This is a genomic window from Deinococcus aquaticus (assembly GCF_028622095.1).
Taxonomy (GTDB): domain Bacteria; phylum Deinococcota; class Deinococci; order Deinococcales; family Deinococcaceae; genus Deinococcus; species Deinococcus aquaticus.
Genome location: NZ_CP115165.1, coordinates 717,501 through 736,233 on the forward strand (window position 1 = coordinate 717,501; position 18,733 = coordinate 736,233).

An 18,733-nucleotide genomic window follows, 5' to 3' on the forward strand; every position below is an offset into this window, starting at 1 on the left:
TGTAACCACAAGGAGGCCACAGGAAGGCCACAGGGAGGCGGCGAACGAATCAACCGTTCGCCGCCTTCCTCATTTCCTGCTTACGGTCGGGGGCGGGACTGGGCGCTGCGGGCCTGCTCCTGCAGGAAGTAGGCGGACGGTCCGGACTGACGGGCGTACGCCTCGAAAGCCCGGTAGTAGCGGCTGGCCAGCAGGACCATCGCGGCGGTAATGCCCATCAGGGCGCTGAGGTGACCCCAGCCGCCGCCGCTGCCCAGCAGACTGTTGAAGACCGTGTGCAGCACCACGCTGAGCAGCAGTCCCTGCACCACCCAGGCCCGGCCCCGCTGCCAGTGCAGGCCACCCAGCGCGTAGCCCTGCGGTGCGCTGAACAGCGCGTGCGCCAGGGTCGCCAGCAGGGAATGCCACGCGCCGGCCCCACTGCCGAAGCCCAGGGTGTAGGTCAGGTTCTCCATGAGTGCGAAGCCCAGCGCGGCCGTCACGGCGTACACCAGTCCGTCCATCGGTTCGTCGAAGGCCAGTTCCGTGATGGCGGTCGTGGCGGCCACGAACTTGAACCCCTCCTCGATCAGGGCGGTCAGGATCACCACGGTCAGGACGGCCAGCGGCACAGTGGACGACAGCATGCGGCCCAGGCTGGCTTCCAGCGCCGCCGCGATCAGCCACGCGAACATGCCCCACGCGAAGGTGCGGGCCAGCAACCACAGCGGCTCCGGGTGCCGGTCGCGCCGCACGAAGAACCACAACCACGCGAACGTGACAGCCACGGACACCAGCAGCGACAGCAGCAGCGACAGCAGCAGCGAGAGGGTCAAGCAGCGCTCCCGGAATCCTTCAGCGGGACCGGACGAGTCCGGCAGTGCGGGCCTGCGCCGTGCGGGTCTGCATGGACGCACTCGCCAGGTGCGTCAGGGCCAGGGCCAGGGCGTCGGCGGCGTGGTTATTGAACAGTTCGCGGATGCCCAGGCTGGCCTTGACCATGTAGATCACCTGCTCCTTGTCGGCGCGGCCCGTTCCGACCAGCGACTGCTTGACCTGCATGGGGCCGTAACTGTGGACCGGCACGCCCGCCTGCGCGCAGGCCAGCTGCACCACCCCGAACGCCTGCCCGACCTTGAAGGCCACGTCCGCCTGCCGGCGCAGAATCTGATCCTCGATGGCCACCGCGTCCGGCTGGTACTCCGCGATCAGGCGGCTGACCTCGGCGTGCAGGTACTGCAGGCGGCGCGGCATGATCCAGGCGCTCTCGGTGGTCAGGCACACGTGGTGCAGGTGCCGGGCCTTGCGGACATCTCCTTCCACCAGCCCCAGGCCGAGGTTGGCGAGTCCGGGGTCAATACCAAGAACGATCACCCCCCCAGGATACGCGATGCGGCACGCTCCGACCGGAAAAAACCCCCGCCAGTGCGGGGGCCGGAAGCACACGGGTAAAACAGGCGTTACAGGCGGCTCTTGGGGTCGAAGGCGTCGCGCAGACCGTCCCCCAGGAAGTTGAAGGACAGCACGGTGATCAGGATCGCCAGTCCGGGCCAGAACGCTAGGTAAGGGTGCTCCAGCACGACCTCATTGGCGTTGGAGAGCATGTTGCCCCAGGTGCTGACCGGCGGCTGGATGCCGAAGCCCAGGAACGACAGGGCCGCCTCGCCCAGGATCGCGCCGCCCACAGCCAGGGTGCCGTTCACGATGATCACGGCCACCACGTTCGGCACGAGGTGACGGAACATGATGCGGGCGTTGCGGGCCCCGAGCGCGCGGGCAGCGTCCACGTACTCCAGGTTCTTGAGTTTCAGGACCTCGCCGCGCACGAGGCGGGCGGTGCCCATCCAGCCGAAGAACGTGAAGATCCCGATGATGATGAACACGCTGGCGTTCGGCGTCTGGCGCAGTGCCACGATGGCCGGGGCGTCACTGGCGAGCAGCAGGGCGCTGAGGGTCAGCAGCAGCGGCAACTCCGGGATGGACAGCATCAGTTCGATAAAGCGGCTGATGACCGTATCTACCAGCCCGCCCAGAAAGCCGGACAGCAGGCCCATGACGGTGCCCAGGCCGACGCTGAAGATGGCGACGGTGAAGCCCACGATCAGGCTGACTCGGCTGCCGTAGATGATGCGGGACAGCATGTCGCGGCCCAGGCTGTCCTGCCCCAGCAGGTGCTGCGAACTGGGCGGCGAGTAGATGCCTTCCAGGTCCTGGGTGTTCGGGTCGTACGGAGCGATCAGCGACGCGAAGATGGCCATCAGGATCAGCGCGACGATGACGATCAGGCTGATCATGGCAGCCTTGTGGCGGCGCAGTCGGCGCAGGGCGATCTGCATGGTCGAGCGGCTCTTGGCGGGCCGGGCGGCCGGGGTGGTTACAGCGGTGGTCATGGCAGCCGTCCTTTAGGAGTACCGGATCCGGGGATCGACGAGGGCGTAGGCGAGGTCGGTCAGCAGCTGGAACACCACGGTCAGTATGGCCAGCATCATCAGGCAGACCATGACCACGTTGAAGTCCTTGGTGACCAGCGCGTCCAGGATGGCCTTGCCCATGCCCGGCCAGGAGAACACGGTCTCGGTGATGACGGCCCCGCCGAACAGCCCCGGAATGCTCAGGCCCATGATCGTCACGATGGGGGTCACGGCGTTACGCAGCGCGTGCTTGTACAGCACCCGGCGGTCCGCCAGTCCCTTGGCGCGCGCGGTGCGCACGTAGTCCTGCGTGAGCGTTTCGAGCATGTTGGCGCGCATGAACCGCATGGTCACGGCGATCTCGCGCAGCATCAGGACCATCAGCGGCAGCAGCAGGTACTTCAGTTTATCCAGCGTCACGGCCAGCCACCCGGCTTCCGGGGGCACGTCGCCGCCCAGACCGCCGGGCGGCAGGGACAGCAGCCCGCCCGTGAGTTGCGGCAGGGAAATCGCGAAGAAGTACAGGGCCAGCGCACCCACCCAGAACACCGGGGCGCTGACCGCCACGAACGCGAAGAAGGTCAGCAGGTAATCCAGCACCGAGTACTGCCGCACCGCGCTGAAAATGCCCAGCGGCACGGCGATCAGGGTGCTGATCACCAGGGCGGGCACGGTCAGAAGCAGCGTGTTCGGCAGGCGGTTCTGGAAGATGTACTCCAGCGCGGGAATCCCGAAGTCCTGCGAGTACCCGAAGTTCCCGGTCACGGCCTGCTGCAACCAGAAGAAGTAGCGGGTGATCCAGGGCTGGTCCAGGCCGTACGCGGCGCGCAGGCGGGCAATGTCCTCGGGGGTGATGTTACTGTTGCCGAACACCAGCTGATCGACCGGGTCGCCGGGTTGCAGGGCGGTCAGGCCGAAAATCACGAGGCTGATCACCAGCAGCAGCGGAATCATCTGAATCACTCGTCGTAGTGCGTAGGTTCCCATGTTCGAACTCCTGAAAAACGGCGCGGGAGGGAAAGCGTGTGTGCCTTCCCTCCCGCGCCAGGTACCGGGCGGTCCACGCGCGGTGGCCCCGCCCGCTGGCGTTTACTTCTGCTTGTACTCCTCGACAGCGCCCTTGCTGGCCCAGCCGATGTTGGCAGCGTTCCAGCTGGGGTACTGCGTGTAGGCGCTGAAGGTGTAGTTCACGAGTCCTGGAACCTTGGTGTAGGTATTCACGCGGAAGTACAGCGGCAGCGAGGGCACCTCGGCGTTCCAGATGGTCTGCATCCGGTCGAACAGCTTGATGCGGTCGGCCTGGTTGAATTCAGTCTTGGCCTGAATCTGCAGCTTGCTGAACTCGGCGTTGTTCCAGCCGGGGTTGTTCTGTCCCGAGTAGCCGTTCGCGGCGGTGGGAATACCGGACGACTTGAACAGGTTGCCTTCCTCGAAGATGGGGTTGTTGGACCAGGCGTACATGGCCATGTCCCACTTGCCGGTCTCGCCCTTGCTCAGGAAGTCCGGCCCGAAGATCACGCTGGAGGGGTAGTTCTGAATGTTGACCTGCACGCCCACGGCCTTCCACTGGGATTGCAGGATCTGCTGCACGCGCTCGCGGGTGGTGTTGCCGGCGGTCGTGGAGAAGTTCAGGGTGAGTTTCTTGCCGCCCTTCTGCAGGATGCCGTCGCTGCCGGGGGTCCAGCCGAGCGCCGTGAACAGCGCCTTGGCCTTGGACTGGCTGTAGTTGTAGTCGTTGACGTCTTTCTTGTACAGCTTGCTGATCGGCCCGATCCAGCTGTTCGAGACGGCCTGACGGCTCTGGAACAGCGCCTTGGTCAGGGCGTCACGGTCGATGGCGTACAGCAGCGCCTGACGCATGCGGGGATCGTCGAGGTCCAGGTCCTTGGAACGCTGGCCGCGGGTGTTGATGTCGATGTGCTCCCAGACGGCGCCGGGCACGAAGTAGGTCTTGTACTTCCCGCGTTCGCTGCGGGCCAGGTCCACGCCCTGGTCGAAGGTCAGGCCCACGGTGCCGACAGCGTCAAGCTGGCCGGACAGGATGTTGACTTTCAGGGTGTTGGTGTTCGGGATGAAGCGGTACGTGACCGTCTTGACGTAGTTGTCGAGGTCCTTTGGCTGGCCCCAGTAGTTGGTGTTGCGGGTCAGGGTCAGGCTGTTCCCGCTGCGCCACGCGGTGGGCTTGAAGGGCCCGGCCACGACCTTGGGCAGGTTGCGGGCGGTGGTGTACGCGGAGATGAACTTCTTCCACTCCTCGTTGGTGACCTTGGCGTCCTTCTCGTTCTTGGTCTTGGCGTCGAAGGCGTTCCAGGCGGCGCTCATGACGTGACTGGGGGCCAGGCCGGGGCTGGTCTGGTCCGCGAACAGGTACGGCGGCTCGTAGGTGATGGTGAAGGTGTCGGCGTCGGTGGACGTGATCTTGGCGCGGTTCCAGGGTTCACGGTCGGGTACGGGCACGCGGTCGTCGTTCTCCAGTTTCAGCCAGAACTGGAAGTCGGCGATCTTGATGGGCGTGCCGTCGCTCCACTTGGCGTCCTTGCGGATGGAGTACGTGACGCTGTTGCGGATCACGTCGCCCTTGGCGTCCTTGACGATCTTGTAGTCGCCGTTGGCGATGCTGGGCACACGGGTGGCGATGTCGGCGTAAGCCTCGCCGTTATCGTCCAGACCGATCAGGCCGGCGCCCATGTACCCGTTGATCTCGCTGGTGATGGCGAGGTTGTTGGTGTTCCAGGGATCGTAGATGTTCGGTGGCTCCTGCGAGGTCCCAACCACGAGGCTGTTGTTCGCAGGCCCGGCGAGCGCGGCGCCGAGCAGAAATACGGTAAGGGCAAAGGTCTTCTTCATAACTGGCCTCCCTGAACACTGGGCTGATGGTGCTGCCCCTTTCCTTGAATGATGAGCGTCAGTATAAGGCGCATTAAGGCTGAGTCAAGAGAGGTTACTACCGTTGCGTTAAGGCGGCTGCCCGCCCGCCGCACCACCCCCGACCGGCCGCCTACAGGCAAACGACCCGAACCAGTAAAGGGTTCGGGTCGCCTGAACTTCAGGAAGCTCGGGGCAGTGGGGCGGTGCAGGGGGTTAGTGGCTGGAGCAGCCGCCACTGCCTTCGCCGTCCGGGGACTGCGCGCTATCGGTACGGAAGGAGGAGCCGCAGCCGCAGGCGGACGTGGCGTTGGGGTTGTTCACCGTGAAGCCGCCGCCCATCATGTTCTCGACGAAATCCACTTCACTGCCGCGCAGCAGGGGCAGGCTCATGCGGTCGACCAGCAGTTTCACACCGCGGTCCACGACGATCAGGTCACCTTCGAGTTCGCGGTCGTCGATGGCCATGCCGTACTGGTAGCCGCTGCAGCCACCGCTCTTGATGAACACGCGCACCCCGGCGTTCTCCTTGCCGCTGTTGGCGAGGATGCCCTGGGCCCTCTGCGCGCCAAATTCGCTGATGCTGATTTCACGGGCGGGAACGCCGCCGGACTGTTCGGGGGTGGTGGTCGCGGTCATGCGTGAAGCGTACTACCATTCAGGCAATAAAAAAGTGCCTGGAAAGCAAATTGGGTTCCGCCCCCGTGACCTGCCCAGGAGGCCGTGCCTGCTGCGCGGCTTACATTCCTTGAGCGCCCTACTGTTAAGATGAAGTCATGACGAACCCGTATGCCGAGTGGTTCGAGCAGCTCCGCAGCGAGTACGGCGAGCAGCTCCGCACCATGCCCCTTCCGGACGGACTGCCGGAACACCTGCGGACCCTGATCAGTTCGAACGACGAAGACGCCATTCAGTTCATGGTCAAACTGGCCTGGCAGTTCGGCGCTCAGGTCGGGTACGCCGCCGGAACCCGCCAGGGCGACACGCCCGCCGCGAACATTCCCAGCACGCCCCGCGTGCAGGCCTGATACCAGCCGGGAATCAACGCGTTCACGCTTCACGCCGCCTCCTGATCGGGGCGGCGTTCTTCATGCCGTCACCCCGCTCCTGTTCAGTGCAGTCCGGACCTGGGGGCACTCCAGCAACCCGGCTGCGGGTCCGGGTCAGGCAGCAGTCCGCGCGCGATCAGTTCGTGCAGGGTGTCGCGGGCCAGTTCTGCCAGGGTCTCGGCGGGGGCGTCGGCGGGCGGCAGGTCGGCCAGCCCCAGCTGACGGGCGCGCAGGCTCAGGTGGAGGGCCAGTTCATCCATGCGGCCCATTCAAGCACGGAGCCGGGGCTCATGCACCGCCCGTATCAGCAGGCTCCTCTCACCGGACCCGCCTCATCAAAAACCTCCGCCCGGCGTAGGCCAGGGCGGAGGGAGCAGGAGTGCGGTCTGATTCAGTCGTCGGCGTGGGCGTGTGCGAGGCTTTCGCGCTCGTCCGCTTCACGCAGGGCGCGGATGCCGCGCACGATGCCGATCACGGCGAAGTACGACACGGCCGGCACGAGGAGGGTCAGGATCCACAGGATGGTGTTGGCGTTCCCGGTGGTCAGGAGGCCCGAGCTGATCAGTTCGGGTTTGTACCCGGCGACCGACATGACGATCATCATGGCGAAGAACGCGACACCGGCGGCCAGCCTGACCGGGTGGTTGGTGGGGTTCTCGGCGTAGTACTGGTTCTCGGTGGTACGGTCCAGCATGGGCACGGCAAACATCAGGGCCATGACGATGCCGGGCAGCACCAGCGCACCCACGAACTCAGCGCCGATCAGGCCGCCGAACAGGTGCCATTCGAAGCTGGGGATGATGGCCAGGGCGCCGAACACCCACAGCAGGTACCAGTCGGGTTTGATGTTGTTGATGGGCGTGGTGCTGGGCGGGCCGAAGAACTCGACCGGGTGGACCGGCACGAAGGCCGCGAACAGCATGACCAGACCGGTGAACAGCAGGGCCAGCACCAGCATGATGGGCGTCTGCTGGGTGATCAGGGGCACGCCCACGATCTTCTTGTACGCGAGGCGCTTGGCGTACTGCGGCTGCGTGTGCTTCTGCTTGATCATGATCAGCATGTGCGCGCCGGTCAGGGCCAGCAGAATGCCGGGCAGCAGCATGATGTGGTAGCCGTAGATGCGCGGGATGATCCCGGCGCCAGGGAACTTGCCGGCGAAGGCGGCCTGCGCGACCCAGTCGCCCACCCAGGGAATGGACGCGGTGATGGCGTACACGACCTTGACGGTGTTATAGGCGTAGTTGTCGTAGGGGAGGATGTAGCCGGTCACGGCGGTCAGCGCCGAGAAGATCAGCAGCAGCATCCCGATCCACCAGTTGATTTCACGGGGTTTCTTGAACGCGCCCGTGAAGTAGATGCGCATCATGTGAATCACGGCGGCCGCGACCATGATGTTCGCCATCCAGTGGTGGGTGCGGCGCAGCATGTCCCCGAAGGGCATGGCGTTGATCTTCAATGCAGAGTGGTAGGCAGCGGGCACCAGGTTGGGCTTGGTGGCCGTGCCCGGATCGAAGGTGTTCACGACCAGCGAGTTGCTGGGTTCGTACGCCAGGGCCAGCAGGATGCCGGTGATGATCAGCACGATCAGGCTGAACAGCGTGATCTCTCCCAGGAAGAAGGAGTGATGCACCGGGAAGGCTTTGCGCAGGAACTTGTCGTTCAGGCGCGAGATGTGCAGACGGTCGTCAAGCCACTGGTTCATGCGAGCTGCTCCTCCACTTCCTTCTTGAATTTTTCCCACTCAGTTTCACTGAGGAACGGGTAGGGCATGCTGGCGAAGAAGTCCGTCACGACCAGCTGATCTCCTTCGAGCTTGATGGGCAGCTGCGCCAGCGGGCGGGGAGGCGGGCCGCCAATAACCTTGCAGCCCCGTTTGGGGTCGTACTGACCGGAGTGGCAGGGGCATTTCATGCCGTCGCCCTGGTCGCTGTCGGCCACAGAGCAGCCGGCGTGGGTGCAGATGTCGCTGTAGGCGACGATCTCGCCGTCGACGGTGACGTCCAGTTTGGTGGGCTCCACGATCTGACCCTTGGGGAAGCGGTACAGGGCCAGGATGTTGTTCGGGTCGCCCTTGCGGATGACTTTGTTGCCGTCCTTATCCTTGCCCATGGGCCAGGCGCGCACCAGCTGCTCGCTGAGGTCACTGACCTTGATGAGCTCGCCTTCCTTGCTTTCCGAGGCGTGGACGAGCACGTCCCCCTTGACGGGCGGGGCCTTGTCGGGAGTCAGGCGGAAGACGGGGTTGGCGGTCCCCAGCGCGCTGACGAGGCTGACCGTGCCGACGGCGGCAGTGGTGCCCATGGCGACGTTGATGAATTTCCGGCGTGTGATCTCGGGGTCCTGTTTCTTGTAACGGGTCATGATTCAAACCTCTCGGCCAAGCCTCTTGGCTGGGGCGGTGAGCAGCCGGGGGCCGCTTACCAGGGGAATTCGCCGCTGGTGTCCTCGACCAGCACCTCGCCGTCCATGAAGTATTTCTTGTACAGGCCGATGCTCGCGGCGAGCAGCAGCAGGATCATGGCGGCGTAGAAGCCCTCGGCGGTCACGTTGGGCATGACCGGTTCCTTGGCGCCCCACCCGGCGTAATCCGTGACCATCTGGCGCACGAACAGAACGCTGAACAGGATGCTCAGGCCCAGGGTCGTCAGGATGCCCAGGGTGGCCAGGGGGGTAGAGCGGACCTTGTGAATGCCGGGGTGCAGTTCCAGACCTTCGGCCCAGACGCTGTACAGGCCGATCAGGCCGTAGGTGAGCAGCACCAGGATGAAGGTGCCCAGGAAGATCTCGGGCAGTTTGAGGTCTTCAGGAACGAAGCGGCTGCGGTTTTTCAGGACGGCCGGGTCGACCTTGGTCTGGCCTTCGGCCACCAGGGCGGGCGTCAGCAGTTCATCGGGCTTGTTGCCCCAGGAGTTCAGGACGTAGTTGGCGACCGCGTAGACCTCGTTGTCCTTGAGCTGCGGGAAGGCCGGCATGCCGCCCTTGCCCTTGGTGATGATGGTGTGCACATACACCGGATCCGTGAGGATCTTCGTGTCACCAGTCAGTTTGGGGCCCACGCCACCCTGGCCCTGCAGGCCGTGACAGCCGGCGCACCCGGCGGTCTGTTCAAAGAGAGTCTTCCCGAGCGTCGGGTATTCCTTACTGATGTTCGCCACGACCGCAGGGTCGATCACCACGGGTTCAGGCGCCGTTTCCTTGTTGAACAGGAACAGCAGGATGATCCACATGATGGCCGCGCTCACGATGGCGACCCAGGGCATGACAGCGTCGTTTCTTTCCACGTTCCCTCTCCCTCAGCGTGAAGTGGCCTGTACTTCCCCGCCACGTGGCGGCTGGAACCCCTTCTCGGCCTTCTCTCAAGACCTGTTACGGGTCAGCATAGCACGCCCCGAATGCGCTCCCAGTCGCGTTTTGAAGTGATATTCAAACGGCTACTTGACGTGCTGGCGGGCCGGCTGTCAAAGAGCTTTCCGGAGGACTCAGGCACCCTTCATGTTGCACCTTACCGAGCGGTTAAATGTCCCCCTGAATCCGGCTTTCCCCGGTGGAATCCGGCACCCTGCCGGACGCGGACAGCAAGGCCCACAGCGCCGGGGCCAGGGCCACAACGTCGCGGTTATCCGGATGTTCGCGCAGGTCGCGCCCACCTTCTGTCAGAAGGGCCACCACCAGCGGGCGCGGCGTGAAGACCACGCCCACGTCATGGTGCACGCCAGTCAGTTCACCGCTCTTGCTGGCCACCCGGTACAGCGGCGTTCCAGTCGCGTCGGCCGGTACGCCCCGCCCGATCAGGTCGCGGTACTGCTGGCGTTCCAGAATGCCCAGGGCCAGCGCCGTGTGCGCGGCGTCCAGCAGCTCGCCCGTCACGAGCCGCCGCAGCAGGGCCGCCTGATCCCGGGCGGTCGTGGCGTTGCGCTCGCCGCGCCGCTGGGCCTCGTTGCGCTGACCGGGCGGCAGTTGCAACTTCCCAACCAGCCGCGTGCTGCCCAGGCGCTGTTCGGTCAGCCAGTCGTTCACGTCGTCCACGCCCAGCTGTTCGATCACCAGATTGGTGGCGGTGTTGTCGCTGACAATGATCATCAGGGTCAGCACGTCCTGCCAGCTGAGGGCGAGGCCCGCGCCCAGTTCGTGAAGCACGCCCGCACCTGGCACCCGGTCCTCGGCGCGCAGGGTCACGCGCCCGTCCAGGCTCAGGTCGCCGCGCTGCGCGGCCTGAAGCGCCATGACCAGCAGTGGCACCTTGATGGTACTGGCAGCCGGGAACACCCGGTCCTCGTTCAGAACCGCGACGGGCTGACCGTCCAGCGTCCCCACCCACAGGCCCACCGTTCCAGCGAACCCGGCGTCACGCAGACGGGCCTCGAAGCCAGCCAGAGCCTGAGCTTCGTCCTGCTCTCCCCTCCCCCGCGTCATGTCAGTCCGGAAGGATCAGCCCGGCCAGCGACGCGAACGGGTGCGCCGTGCCCACCGGGCGCAGCGTGCAGAAGGGAGGCCCGCCGTCCGGTTCCACGCGGTGCGGGCACTCCGGGCACTCCGGGAACGCCTGATCGGTGTACGCGAGGTCCGGCTCGGCGCTCTCGATCACCCACTGGCGGTCGCACCCGGCGCGGAAGGTCACGGGCGCGGCCACCTTCGCGCGGCGGCTCATTCGAGGTTCGCGATTCCCTCGCGGATGGCGTACAGCGCCGCCTGCGTGCGGTTGTTCAGTTGCAGCTTCGTGAAGATCTCGCTGAGGCGGTTGCGGACCGTCTTCTCGCTGATGTCGAGGCGCAGCGCGATGTCCTGGTTCGAGAAGCCCTGTGCCAGCAGTTTCAGGATCATGGTCTCGCGCTCATTCAGGTCGGCGTGCTTCTCGCTGGGCAACTCCTCGCGCTTGTCGCGGAAGTCGTCCAGAACGTTCTGGGCCATGTCGGCGTCCAGCAGCGCCTCGCCCCCCGCGACCCGACGGATCACGTCGAGCAGGGTAGTCGCGTCGGCGTCCTTGAGCACGTAACCGCGCGCTCCGGCCTTGACGGCCTCGAACACGTACCGGTCCTGGCGGTACATGGTGATCATGATCACCCGCGCCGCCGGGTCGATTTCCAGGATGCTCTGGGTGGCCTTGACCCCATCGAGCTCCGGCATCTGAATGTCCATCAGGATGACGTCCGGGTGCGTATCGGCCGCGTAGCGGATCGCCTCCCGTCCGTTGGCGGCCTCACCGATGACGCGCATCCCCTCGGATTCCAGCAGGCTGCGCAGTCCCTGACGGAACAGCGCGTGATCGTCCACGAGCAACACGCGAATCATGCCCGCAGTGTAGGCCACCCGGCCCCGCATGAACGCAGCGCAGCCCCCCAAGTCCCCCGGCCGACCCACCCGCCCGCAGGCGGCGCGCACAGATGCAGAAACCTGTAAGTCCCGACCCGCTAGACTGACCGGCGTGATCACCTGGTTCGATGCCCTGCTCGTGACCCTCTGGGCCGTCCTGACTGCGCTTGGTGCCCGGCGCGGACTCGCCGGACTGGCCTGGGGTGTGGGCGGCATTGCCGTGTGCTTCCTGGCGAACTCCCTGGCCGCCGGGGCGCCCGCCGCGCTGATTATTGCCGCGCTGCTGGGCGTCGGGACGGCCGCCGCCATCGGCCGCCTGATTCCCGCGCCACTGGAACAACCCTGGCACCTGGGCGTGGGCGCTCTGGGTGGGTTCCTGCTGGGCGGCTTGCTGATCTCCACGCTGGCCCTGGGCTTCCCGATGGACGTGCGCGTGGACGCCAGCGGCGCGCGCGCCACCTACCCGTCGGCCAGCCTGCCGGACGCCGTGTACAGGGGCGTGCGCGACTCGGCGTTGCAGGGCAGCCTGCGCGGCGTCTGGAGCGGCGGCCCCGCCCTGAAAACCCTGCTGATTCCTGACCAGACCCGCTGAAGCCAGCCCCCGCAGCTCCGTCCGCCCGCTACTGCACCTGCACGGCGGGCGTTTCCGTGGACGCTTCCGCGTGCGGTTCGGGCGGCGGGTCGCCTCCGGCCCGCTGGCTCAGGACGGTCGCCGCGACCACCAGCAGCCCCCCCAGCGCGCCGCGCAGACCCACCTGTTCTCCGATCAGCAGGAAGCTGAACAGCGTGGCCGTGACCGGCTCCAGCGCGTAGATCAGGCTGGCGCTGGCGGCACTGACCGTGCGCTGCCCGACCGTCTGCATCAGCGTCGTGGCGGCCGTGGCGATCACGCCCAGGTACAGCAGCGGTGCCCACGCGCCCGCCGGGGGCCACAACGAACCCGGCGCGGCCACCAGCGCCCACACCCACGCCAGGGCCGTGACGCTCAGCACCTGCATCAGCGTGAACGGCAGGGCCGCGTGCCGGTGCGCCATGCGTTCCAGCGTCACGATGAACCCCGCGTACGTGACCGCGCAGGCCAGCGCCCAGACGTCCCCGGCGACCAGCGTGCCGCCCTCCCAGGACAGCAGGCCCAGCCCCAGCACCGCCAGCGGCAGCGCCGTCCACAGCAGCGCGGGCATGCGGCGACGCTGCGCGAACACCAACCACACCGGCACCAGCACCACACTGAGCGCCGTGAAGAACGCCGCCCGGTTCGCGGTGGTGGTCTGCAGCGCGATGGTCTGCGTGCCGTACCCGGCGATCAGCCACGCGCCCAGCACCGCGCCGTCCCGCCACAGCGAACCCCGCTGCCACCACGCGCCCGGAGCGGCCGGCCGGTCCGCCAGCGTCCGGGCAGGCCAGCGGATCAGCAGCAGCGGCAGCAGCGCCACCGACGCGATCAGGAACCGCCACGCGATCAGGACCGGCGGGGGCAGCAGCTCGCCCAGGGTCTTCACGACCGCGAAGGTGCTGCCCCACAGGCACGTCACCAGAACCAGAAGAATCACACCACGCGCCTGAACCGACATGCCCGCGATTGTAGAGCCCGTCAGCAGAACAGGCCCCCCGCGCGGGGGAGCCTGTCCAGTGAAGCCGATGAGGAACCGGTCAGCTATGAACCGATCAGCGGATGGTGGTCTGGAAGCAGGTGCGGCCAGACTCGCCGGGCGCCAGGGTGCCCAGCGACACCGTCATGGTGCCGCGCGTGAACGTGCCACCCGTGGTGGTCAGGCTGCCGCCGTCAGTGTCAGCGGCGCTGCTGCTGAGGTACGAGGTGAGCGCGCTGCGCGTGAGCTTCACGCCGAAGCCGGTCGCCGTGGTGGGTTCATCCGCATCGTAGGCGGTGGTCAGGGCGTTCGTGTTACCGGGCACGTGATCCACGACCACGAAGTTCGGCAGGGCCGCGCCGCCCAGGTTCTCGAAGGCGATGCAGTACTCCAGAATCTCGCCGGGCAGGCCGCCGCCGGACGTGCCGAACGCGGTGTTCGTCGTGACGTTCCGCACCTCTTTGGTCAGCTTGCCGTACACCATGTTCGTCACGGCGCTCGCCGAGTTGTTCGCGGGCGTGGGATCGGTGTTGGGGCCGCTGACGGACGCGGTGTTCGTGATCGTGCGGGCCGCCGGAGTGCTGCTCAGGGTGGCTGTCGACGGGGCCGTGGCCGTCACGGTGACGGTCACGAAGGCCGTGTCGGCCGTGGTCGCCGCGCCGGTATCGACGGGCAGGGTCGCCCCGACACTCACGTTGTTGCCGGTACCGCTGGAGGCCGCGCAGGTCGCGCCGCCCGTTCCGGCGCAGGTCCAGCTCACGCCGGTCAGGTCGGCGGGTACGGTGTCGGTCACGGTGGCGCTGCTGGCGCTGGTGCCGTTGTTCCAGGCGCGGATGGTGTACGTGACGGTCCCGCCGGGCTGCGCGAAGGCCGGGCCAGTCTTGCTGACCGCGAGGTCGCTGGTGACGGCGGCGTTCACAGTGACCTGCACGGTCGCCGTGTCGCAGGCGGCCGTGACCACCGCGTCGCACAGCTGGTACGTGACGGTGTACGTGCCGGCGGGCGTTCCGGCAGGCACGACCAGCTGGCCCCCGGCGTTCACGGTCAGGCCGGTGATGCCACCGTTGTTCTGGACGGTGACGGTGGCGTTGGTGGTGGTGGCAACCGCGCCGCCCACCGTGTCGTTGCCCAGCACGGTCACGGTTCCGCCCGCGCCGAAGCCGAAGTTGACGGCCGGATCGATCACGGCGTCGATGACGCGGGTCGTGACGGCGCCGCTGGTGTTGTTGGCGGGCGTGGGGTCAGTGGTGCCGGCGGGCGCCGTGACGCTGGCCGTGTTGCTCAGAGTGCCGCTGGCGGACGCAGTGCCGGTCAGGGTGTACGTCAGGAAGTTGCCGTCTGGGGTGGCGTTCGCTGTGTTCGTATCCAGGGTGAGGGTGCCGGTCGTGACGGTCACGACGTTGCCCGGGAAGGCCTGCGTGCCGCAGGCGGCCGTGCCGGTCGCCGCACAGGTCAGGGCTGTGACCGTGAACCCGGCCGGCAGTGTGTCCGTGATACTGGCACCCGTCACGCTGCTGGGGCCGTTGTTCCACACACGGATGGTGTACGTGACGACGCCGCCACTGCCGACCGCGAGCGGGCCGCTCTTATCGATGGCCAGGTCGGCGGCAGGCGTGACGGTGGTGTTCACGCTGGAGGAGTTGTTGCCGGTGGTCGCGTCCGTGATGCCGGACGGAGCCGTCACCGTGGCGGTGTTCGTGAACGTTCCGGTCGTGGTGGCCGTGCCCTGAATGGTCACCGTGCAGGTCTGCCCGGTCGACCCACTGAACGAACCGTTCAGGGTGCTGCCCGTGAAGGTCGCCGTGCAGGTCGTGCCGGTCCCCGCAGCGCTCACGACGCTCAGGCCCGTCAGGTTGGCAGGGACGGCGTCCGTGAAGGTCGCGTTCGTCACGGCGCTCGGGCCGCTGTTGGTCACGACGATCTGGTACTGCACAGTCGAACCCTGCGTCACGCTCAACGCCGTGGTCTGGAAGGTCCCGGTGGTCCCCAGGCGCTGTGATTTCACGATACCCAGGTCGGCAGCGGCGGGCGTGACCGTGATCGTCTGCGTGGCCGTGTCGCAGGCCGTGGTTGTCGTGGTCGAGCAGATCTGGTAGGTCACGGTGTACGTGCCGGGCAGGTTCGTCAGGGACGCCGCCAGGACCAGTTCACCGTTTCCGTTCACGCTCAGGCCTGTCAGGCCGCCCGCGTTGGTGATCGTGACCGCCACGTTGCCCGTGGTCGCGGTGGCCGCGCCGACCTTGTCGTTCGCCAGAACCGGGAAGGTCGCGCCCGTACCGAACGTGACGTTCACGTTCGCGTCGTTCACAGCGTCCACGATCTGCGTGACGGCGGCGGCGCTGGTGTTGTTCGCGGGCGTGGGATCGGCTGCGCCGGCAGGTACGGTGACGCTGGCCGTGTTGCTCAGGGTGCCGCTGGCAGGCGCGGTGCCGGTCAGGGTGTAGGTCAGGAAGTTGCCGTCCGGCGTGGCGTTCGCTGTGTTCGTATCCAGGGTCAGCGTGCCGGTCGTGACGGTCACGCTGCTGGCCGTGAAAGTCTGAGTACCGCAGGTGGCGGTGCCGGTCGCGGCGCAGGTCAGGGCCGTCACCGTGAACCCGGCGGGCAGCGCGTCCGTCACGCTCGCCCCGGTCACGGAGCGGGGTCCGTTGTTCCACACGCGAATGGTGTACGTGACGCTGCCGCCACTGCCGACTGCGGCCGGGCCGCTCTTGTCGATCGCCAGATCAGCCACGTCAGGAAGCGTGACGGGCGTGGGCGACTGCATGTCGCCGTTCGCCGTGGCGGGCGGGGTGCTGCCGTTGGTCGAGGTGTCGTTGGCCAGCAGGTCCACCGGGGGAATCGCCGTGCCGCCCACAAAGGTGTAGCCGGGGTTGGGGGCGCTGCCGGTCGTACTGGCGTACACGGTGTTGTTCAGGACGCTGCCGCTGGCGGGCACGCTCGCCTGGTCGGGGTACGTGACGCGCACCGTGAAGGTCACGGTGGCGCTGGCCCCGGCCGCCATGGTGTTCGCGCCGGTCAGCAGTGCGGTGTTCGTGGTGCCGTTGAAGCTGCTGTTGACCGTGACCGCGCCGCTCGTGACGGTCGGGCTGGCCACGATGCTCAGGGTGGGGGTGCCGGTCGTGAAGACGCGGGTCAGGTCCTCGGTGAGTTGCACGTTCGGGTTGCTGACCGTCCCGGTGTTCTTGACGGTCACGGTGTACGGCACGTCGAACACCAGGGCGCTGTTCGCGGTCACGGTCCCCACGGACTTCACGGCGTCGATCCGGTTATCCGGGAATACGCAGGACGCCCCGTCGGACTGAGCGGCCACGGCTCCGGTCGCCAGGGTCGTGAAGGCCCCGGTGGTCGTGCTGATGGTGCCGTACGTGCCGCCGTTCTGGTACGCATACAGGGTGCCGCTGACGTCGAAGAACGCGCTACCGATGTAGTTCGAGAAGTCACCCGCGCCTGCCGCCGGGCTGCCCAGCAGGGTGGTGGCGCCCGTGGAAGCGTCGATGCGGTACACGCCGCCCGGCGTGACGACACCGTACAGGAGGCTGTCCACGGGGTTGAACGCCAGATCGAAGATGTTGATGCCCGTCCCGCCGTTGATGGTGAGGGTGCTGGTCGCGCCCGTGCCGATGTTGTACTTGTAGATCACGGCGTCGTTCGTGAGTTTCTTGATGTACATGGTGCCGCTGGCGTCGATGGTCGCGGCCGCGATGGTGGATCCGGCCGGAATTCCCAGGTTCGCGGTGCCGACCTCGACTGCGCCGCTGCTACCCAGGCGGTACAGACGGAAAGGGTTGCCGGTGGTGAAGGGCGTGATGTTCACGGCGTAGAAGTACCCGTCGGCCTTGTTGAACGCCAGGGCGTTCAGGCCGGGGCCGAAGCCAGTGCTCCACTGGGCCGTGCCGCCCGAGGCGAGGTTGTTGCGGTCCAGCAGGTACAGGTTCGACAGCAGCGTGGCCGTATTCTGGCGCAGCTGGTAGAAGCGCGCGTCGCAGGTGAACGGTGCGCCCGCCGTGCTGGCGGTCGTGGTCAGGGTGGCCGTGGCGGGGGCGGCGCCCGTGGCGGCCTGGGCGTTCACGGTGCCGGTCACGTTCGCGGCGGGAATGGTGTTCGTGCGGGTGGTGGCGCCCGCGTTCACGATCGTGACGTTCACGGTCACGCTGCACGACCGGTTCGCGGGGATGCTGCCGCCCGTGAGGCGGATGGCACCGTCGTTACTTTCGGTGGCGTTGGCACCCGTCGTCATGGCCGTGTTGCCAGTCCCCGTGACAATAGTGCCTCCGCAGGTGTTAGCCGTGACCCGCAGCGGCAGCGGCAGGCTCAGGCCCATGGTGGCCGCGATGTTGTCCGTGACAGCCAGAGCGCTCGTGGCGAACGGGTACGGGTTGGCGACCGTGATGTTCAGGGCCGTCACGCCCCCCGCAGAAACGGTGGTGGGCGCGAAGGACTTGCTGACGTTGAAGGTCGGGGCAGTGATCGTCAGGCGGTAATCCTCGACCTCACCGCTGTCCAGGCGACCAGTGGGGTCCTCCACGCCTGCCGTGTTGTAACTGGCACGCAGACGCACGTAGTTCGTTCCGGTGGTCAGGCCGGTCAGTCCAGTCCAGTTCAGGACCACGCTGGTGGCACCGGCCGCGAAGGTGGCACAGGCCCGCTCGCCAGTGTCGAAAACCCCGTTTCGGTTGTAGTCCACCCAGCCGCATACCTGACCGGCAGCGCTGGCCCCGCTGATCGGCACGGTCAGGCTGTAGGCGTTGTCGGCGGTCGTCAATGCAGGGAACGTCGTGATGGCGTCCTCGTCGGCTCCGTCGCCGTTCGTGCCGTTGTTGTCTGTCCCAGCCGTAACGGCGTTGGGGCTGGACGCGACGGCCGTCCCACCGTTCAGGGTATCAGGGTTCTCGGCGTCAATCGTGGCGCCCAGCTTCAGGTCGCCCACCACATGACTCGCGGCGACAGCCGAGTCGTAGCTAGTCGGGGCGTCCCCGAAGTCCTCGTTCACGGTGAACGCAAGCGAAACGGCATCGGGAATGTTAGGATCATCAGCCAGATTCGTATCAGAACCGAAAATTCGCCTCTGGTTGAGCTGCATGTTGAACACAAGCTGACTGAACGTTCCGTTGATCCTGACAGTTCCGCATCCTGCGGTCGTCCCACGGTTGTTTGTCGTCGCCACACAGCTCGTTGCTGTGTCCGTGGAGTTGGCTGTCAGTCGGGTTGTGCCAACGCTGAGGTTATTCGGATTACCGAGAGCGGAGAAAGTTACTCCGCTGGTAGCGATGTTGAAGATCGCTTGTGAACGGTTATCGTACGTGGCACCCTCCGTACCTAAACTGCTCAAGCCTCCGAAGCCAGCGATGTGCATGATTGGATTGGTGACTGGTCTACTGAAATTTATCGTCAACGTTCCCTGATTACAGATATTTCCGCTTCCAGAACCCACCGTGCATCCAGTGCCAACTACCCTGTAAAAAAGAGCTGGCGTCGCAGCTACATCCAAGTTATTCGGGGAATAGAACGCAGCCGACGGTGAACCAAT

General features: G+C 66.4%; 18 protein-coding genes (1 of these 18 running past the window's edge). 3 read left to right on the top strand and 15 right to left on the bottom strand.

What is annotated here, in order from left to right:
- A protein-coding gene (moaD, locus tag M8445_RS03485; RefSeq protein WP_273989713.1) for a molybdopterin converting factor subunit 1 crosses the window boundary here: on the top strand, positions 1 to 5 show its end. Its footprint begins 730 nt before the window's first position; only the last 5 of its 735 coding nucleotides appear in the window; its start codon lies beyond the left edge, outside the window; it ends in the stop codon at positions 3 to 5.
- Positions 6 to 80: 75 nt separating this feature from the next.
- Here moaD and M8445_RS03490 read toward each other — a convergent pair whose 3' ends face one another.
- The 6 genes from M8445_RS03490 to M8445_RS03515 all read right to left on the bottom strand — a co-directional run bounded on the left by M8445_RS03490 (position 81) and on the right by M8445_RS03515 (position 5,894).
- A complete protein-coding gene (locus M8445_RS03490) occupies positions 81 to 815 on the bottom strand; it encodes a PrsW family intramembrane metalloprotease (protein ID WP_273989715.1) in 735 nt (244 codons plus the stop codon).
- 19 nt (positions 816 to 834) lie between these two features.
- The gene (gene ruvC, locus M8445_RS03495; protein ID WP_189066168.1) at positions 835 to 1,353 is read right to left on the bottom strand and encodes a crossover junction endodeoxyribonuclease RuvC; all 519 of its coding nucleotides are present in this window, start codon (positions 1,351 to 1,353) and stop codon (positions 835 to 837) included.
- Positions 1,354 to 1,439: 86 nt separating this feature from the next.
- Positions 1,440 to 2,369: an ABC transporter permease gene (locus tag M8445_RS03500; RefSeq protein WP_273989717.1), complete on the bottom strand. Its 930-nt coding sequence runs from the start codon at positions 2,367 to 2,369 to the stop codon at positions 1,440 to 1,442.
- A gap of 12 nt (positions 2,370 to 2,381) precedes the next feature.
- Complete coding sequence (locus M8445_RS03505; RefSeq protein ID WP_273989720.1) at positions 2,382 to 3,377, bottom strand: ABC transporter permease; 996 nt, start codon at positions 3,375 to 3,377, stop codon at positions 2,382 to 2,384.
- Between the two features lie 102 nt (positions 3,378 to 3,479).
- Positions 3,480 to 5,237 carry a peptide ABC transporter substrate-binding protein gene (locus tag M8445_RS03510; RefSeq protein WP_273989722.1) on the bottom strand — a complete coding sequence of 586 codons (1,758 nt, stop codon included), beginning with the start codon at positions 5,235 to 5,237 and terminating at the stop codon, positions 3,480 to 3,482.
- Positions 5,238 to 5,471: 234 nt separating this feature from the next.
- Entirely contained in the window at positions 5,472 to 5,894 is a 423-nt protein-coding gene (locus tag M8445_RS03515; protein WP_273989724.1) for a HesB/IscA family protein, read from the bottom strand.
- Positions 5,895 to 6,031: 137 nt separating this feature from the next.
- Between M8445_RS03515 and M8445_RS03520 the strand changes: the two genes are divergently transcribed.
- Positions 6,032 to 6,283 (top strand): DdrH, encoded by a 252-nt coding sequence (locus tag M8445_RS03520; protein ID WP_273989727.1) that lies wholly within the window; start codon positions 6,032 to 6,034, stop codon positions 6,281 to 6,283.
- Positions 6,284 to 6,366: 83 nt separating this feature from the next.
- On the opposite strand, the gene M8445_RS03525 is transcribed toward M8445_RS03520, so the two are convergent.
- From M8445_RS03525 to M8445_RS03555, 7 genes are all read right to left on the bottom strand, one after another.
- On the bottom strand, positions 6,367 to 6,564 hold the full coding sequence (locus M8445_RS03525; protein WP_273989729.1) for a hypothetical protein: 198 nt from the start codon (positions 6,562 to 6,564) through the stop codon (positions 6,367 to 6,369).
- Between the two features lie 131 nt (positions 6,565 to 6,695).
- A complete protein-coding gene (locus M8445_RS03530; protein ID WP_273989731.1) occupies positions 6,696 to 8,009 on the bottom strand; it encodes a cytochrome b in 1,314 nt (437 codons plus the stop codon).
- Complete coding sequence (locus tag M8445_RS03535) at positions 8,006 to 8,668, bottom strand: Rieske (2Fe-2S) protein (RefSeq protein WP_273989733.1); 663 nt, start codon at positions 8,666 to 8,668, stop codon at positions 8,006 to 8,008. The genes M8445_RS03530 and M8445_RS03535 overlap by 4 nt, the downstream gene beginning before the upstream one ends.
- Positions 8,669 to 8,724: 56 nt before the next feature.
- Positions 8,725 to 9,588 (bottom strand): c-type cytochrome, encoded by an 864-nt coding sequence (locus M8445_RS03540; RefSeq protein ID WP_273989734.1) that lies wholly within the window; start codon positions 9,586 to 9,588, stop codon positions 8,725 to 8,727.
- Positions 9,589 to 9,820: 232 nt separating this feature from the next.
- On the bottom strand, positions 9,821 to 10,720 hold the full coding sequence (locus tag M8445_RS03545; RefSeq protein WP_273989735.1) for a serine hydrolase: 900 nt from the start codon (positions 10,718 to 10,720) through the stop codon (positions 9,821 to 9,823).
- A 1-nt stretch (position 10,721) separates the two neighbouring features.
- Complete coding sequence (locus tag M8445_RS03550; protein ID WP_273989736.1) at positions 10,722 to 10,955, bottom strand: hypothetical protein; 234 nt, start codon at positions 10,953 to 10,955, stop codon at positions 10,722 to 10,724.
- Positions 10,952 to 11,596: a response regulator transcription factor gene (locus M8445_RS03555; protein ID WP_273989737.1), complete on the bottom strand. Its 645-nt coding sequence runs from the start codon at positions 11,594 to 11,596 to the stop codon at positions 10,952 to 10,954. The genes M8445_RS03550 and M8445_RS03555 overlap by 4 nt, the downstream gene beginning before the upstream one ends.
- A 133-nt stretch (positions 11,597 to 11,729) precedes the next feature.
- On the opposite strand from M8445_RS03555, the gene M8445_RS03560 reads away from it, so the two are divergent.
- Complete coding sequence (locus tag M8445_RS03560; protein ID WP_273989738.1) at positions 11,730 to 12,209, top strand: hypothetical protein; 480 nt, start codon at positions 11,730 to 11,732, stop codon at positions 12,207 to 12,209.
- Positions 12,210 to 12,237: 28 nt separating this feature from the next.
- Here the strand turns inward: M8445_RS03560 and M8445_RS03565 are convergent, their stop codons facing one another.
- Both M8445_RS03565 and M8445_RS03570 read right to left on the bottom strand, forming a co-directional pair.
- Complete coding sequence (locus M8445_RS03565; protein ID WP_273989739.1) at positions 12,238 to 13,188, bottom strand: DMT family transporter; 951 nt, start codon at positions 13,186 to 13,188, stop codon at positions 12,238 to 12,240.
- 94 nt (positions 13,189 to 13,282) lie between these two features.
- The gene (locus tag M8445_RS03570) at positions 13,283 to 18,196 is read right to left on the bottom strand and encodes a beta strand repeat-containing protein (RefSeq protein WP_273989740.1); all 4,914 of its coding nucleotides are present in this window, start codon (positions 18,194 to 18,196) and stop codon (positions 13,283 to 13,285) included.
- Positions 18,197 to 18,733: the final 537 nt, after the last annotated feature.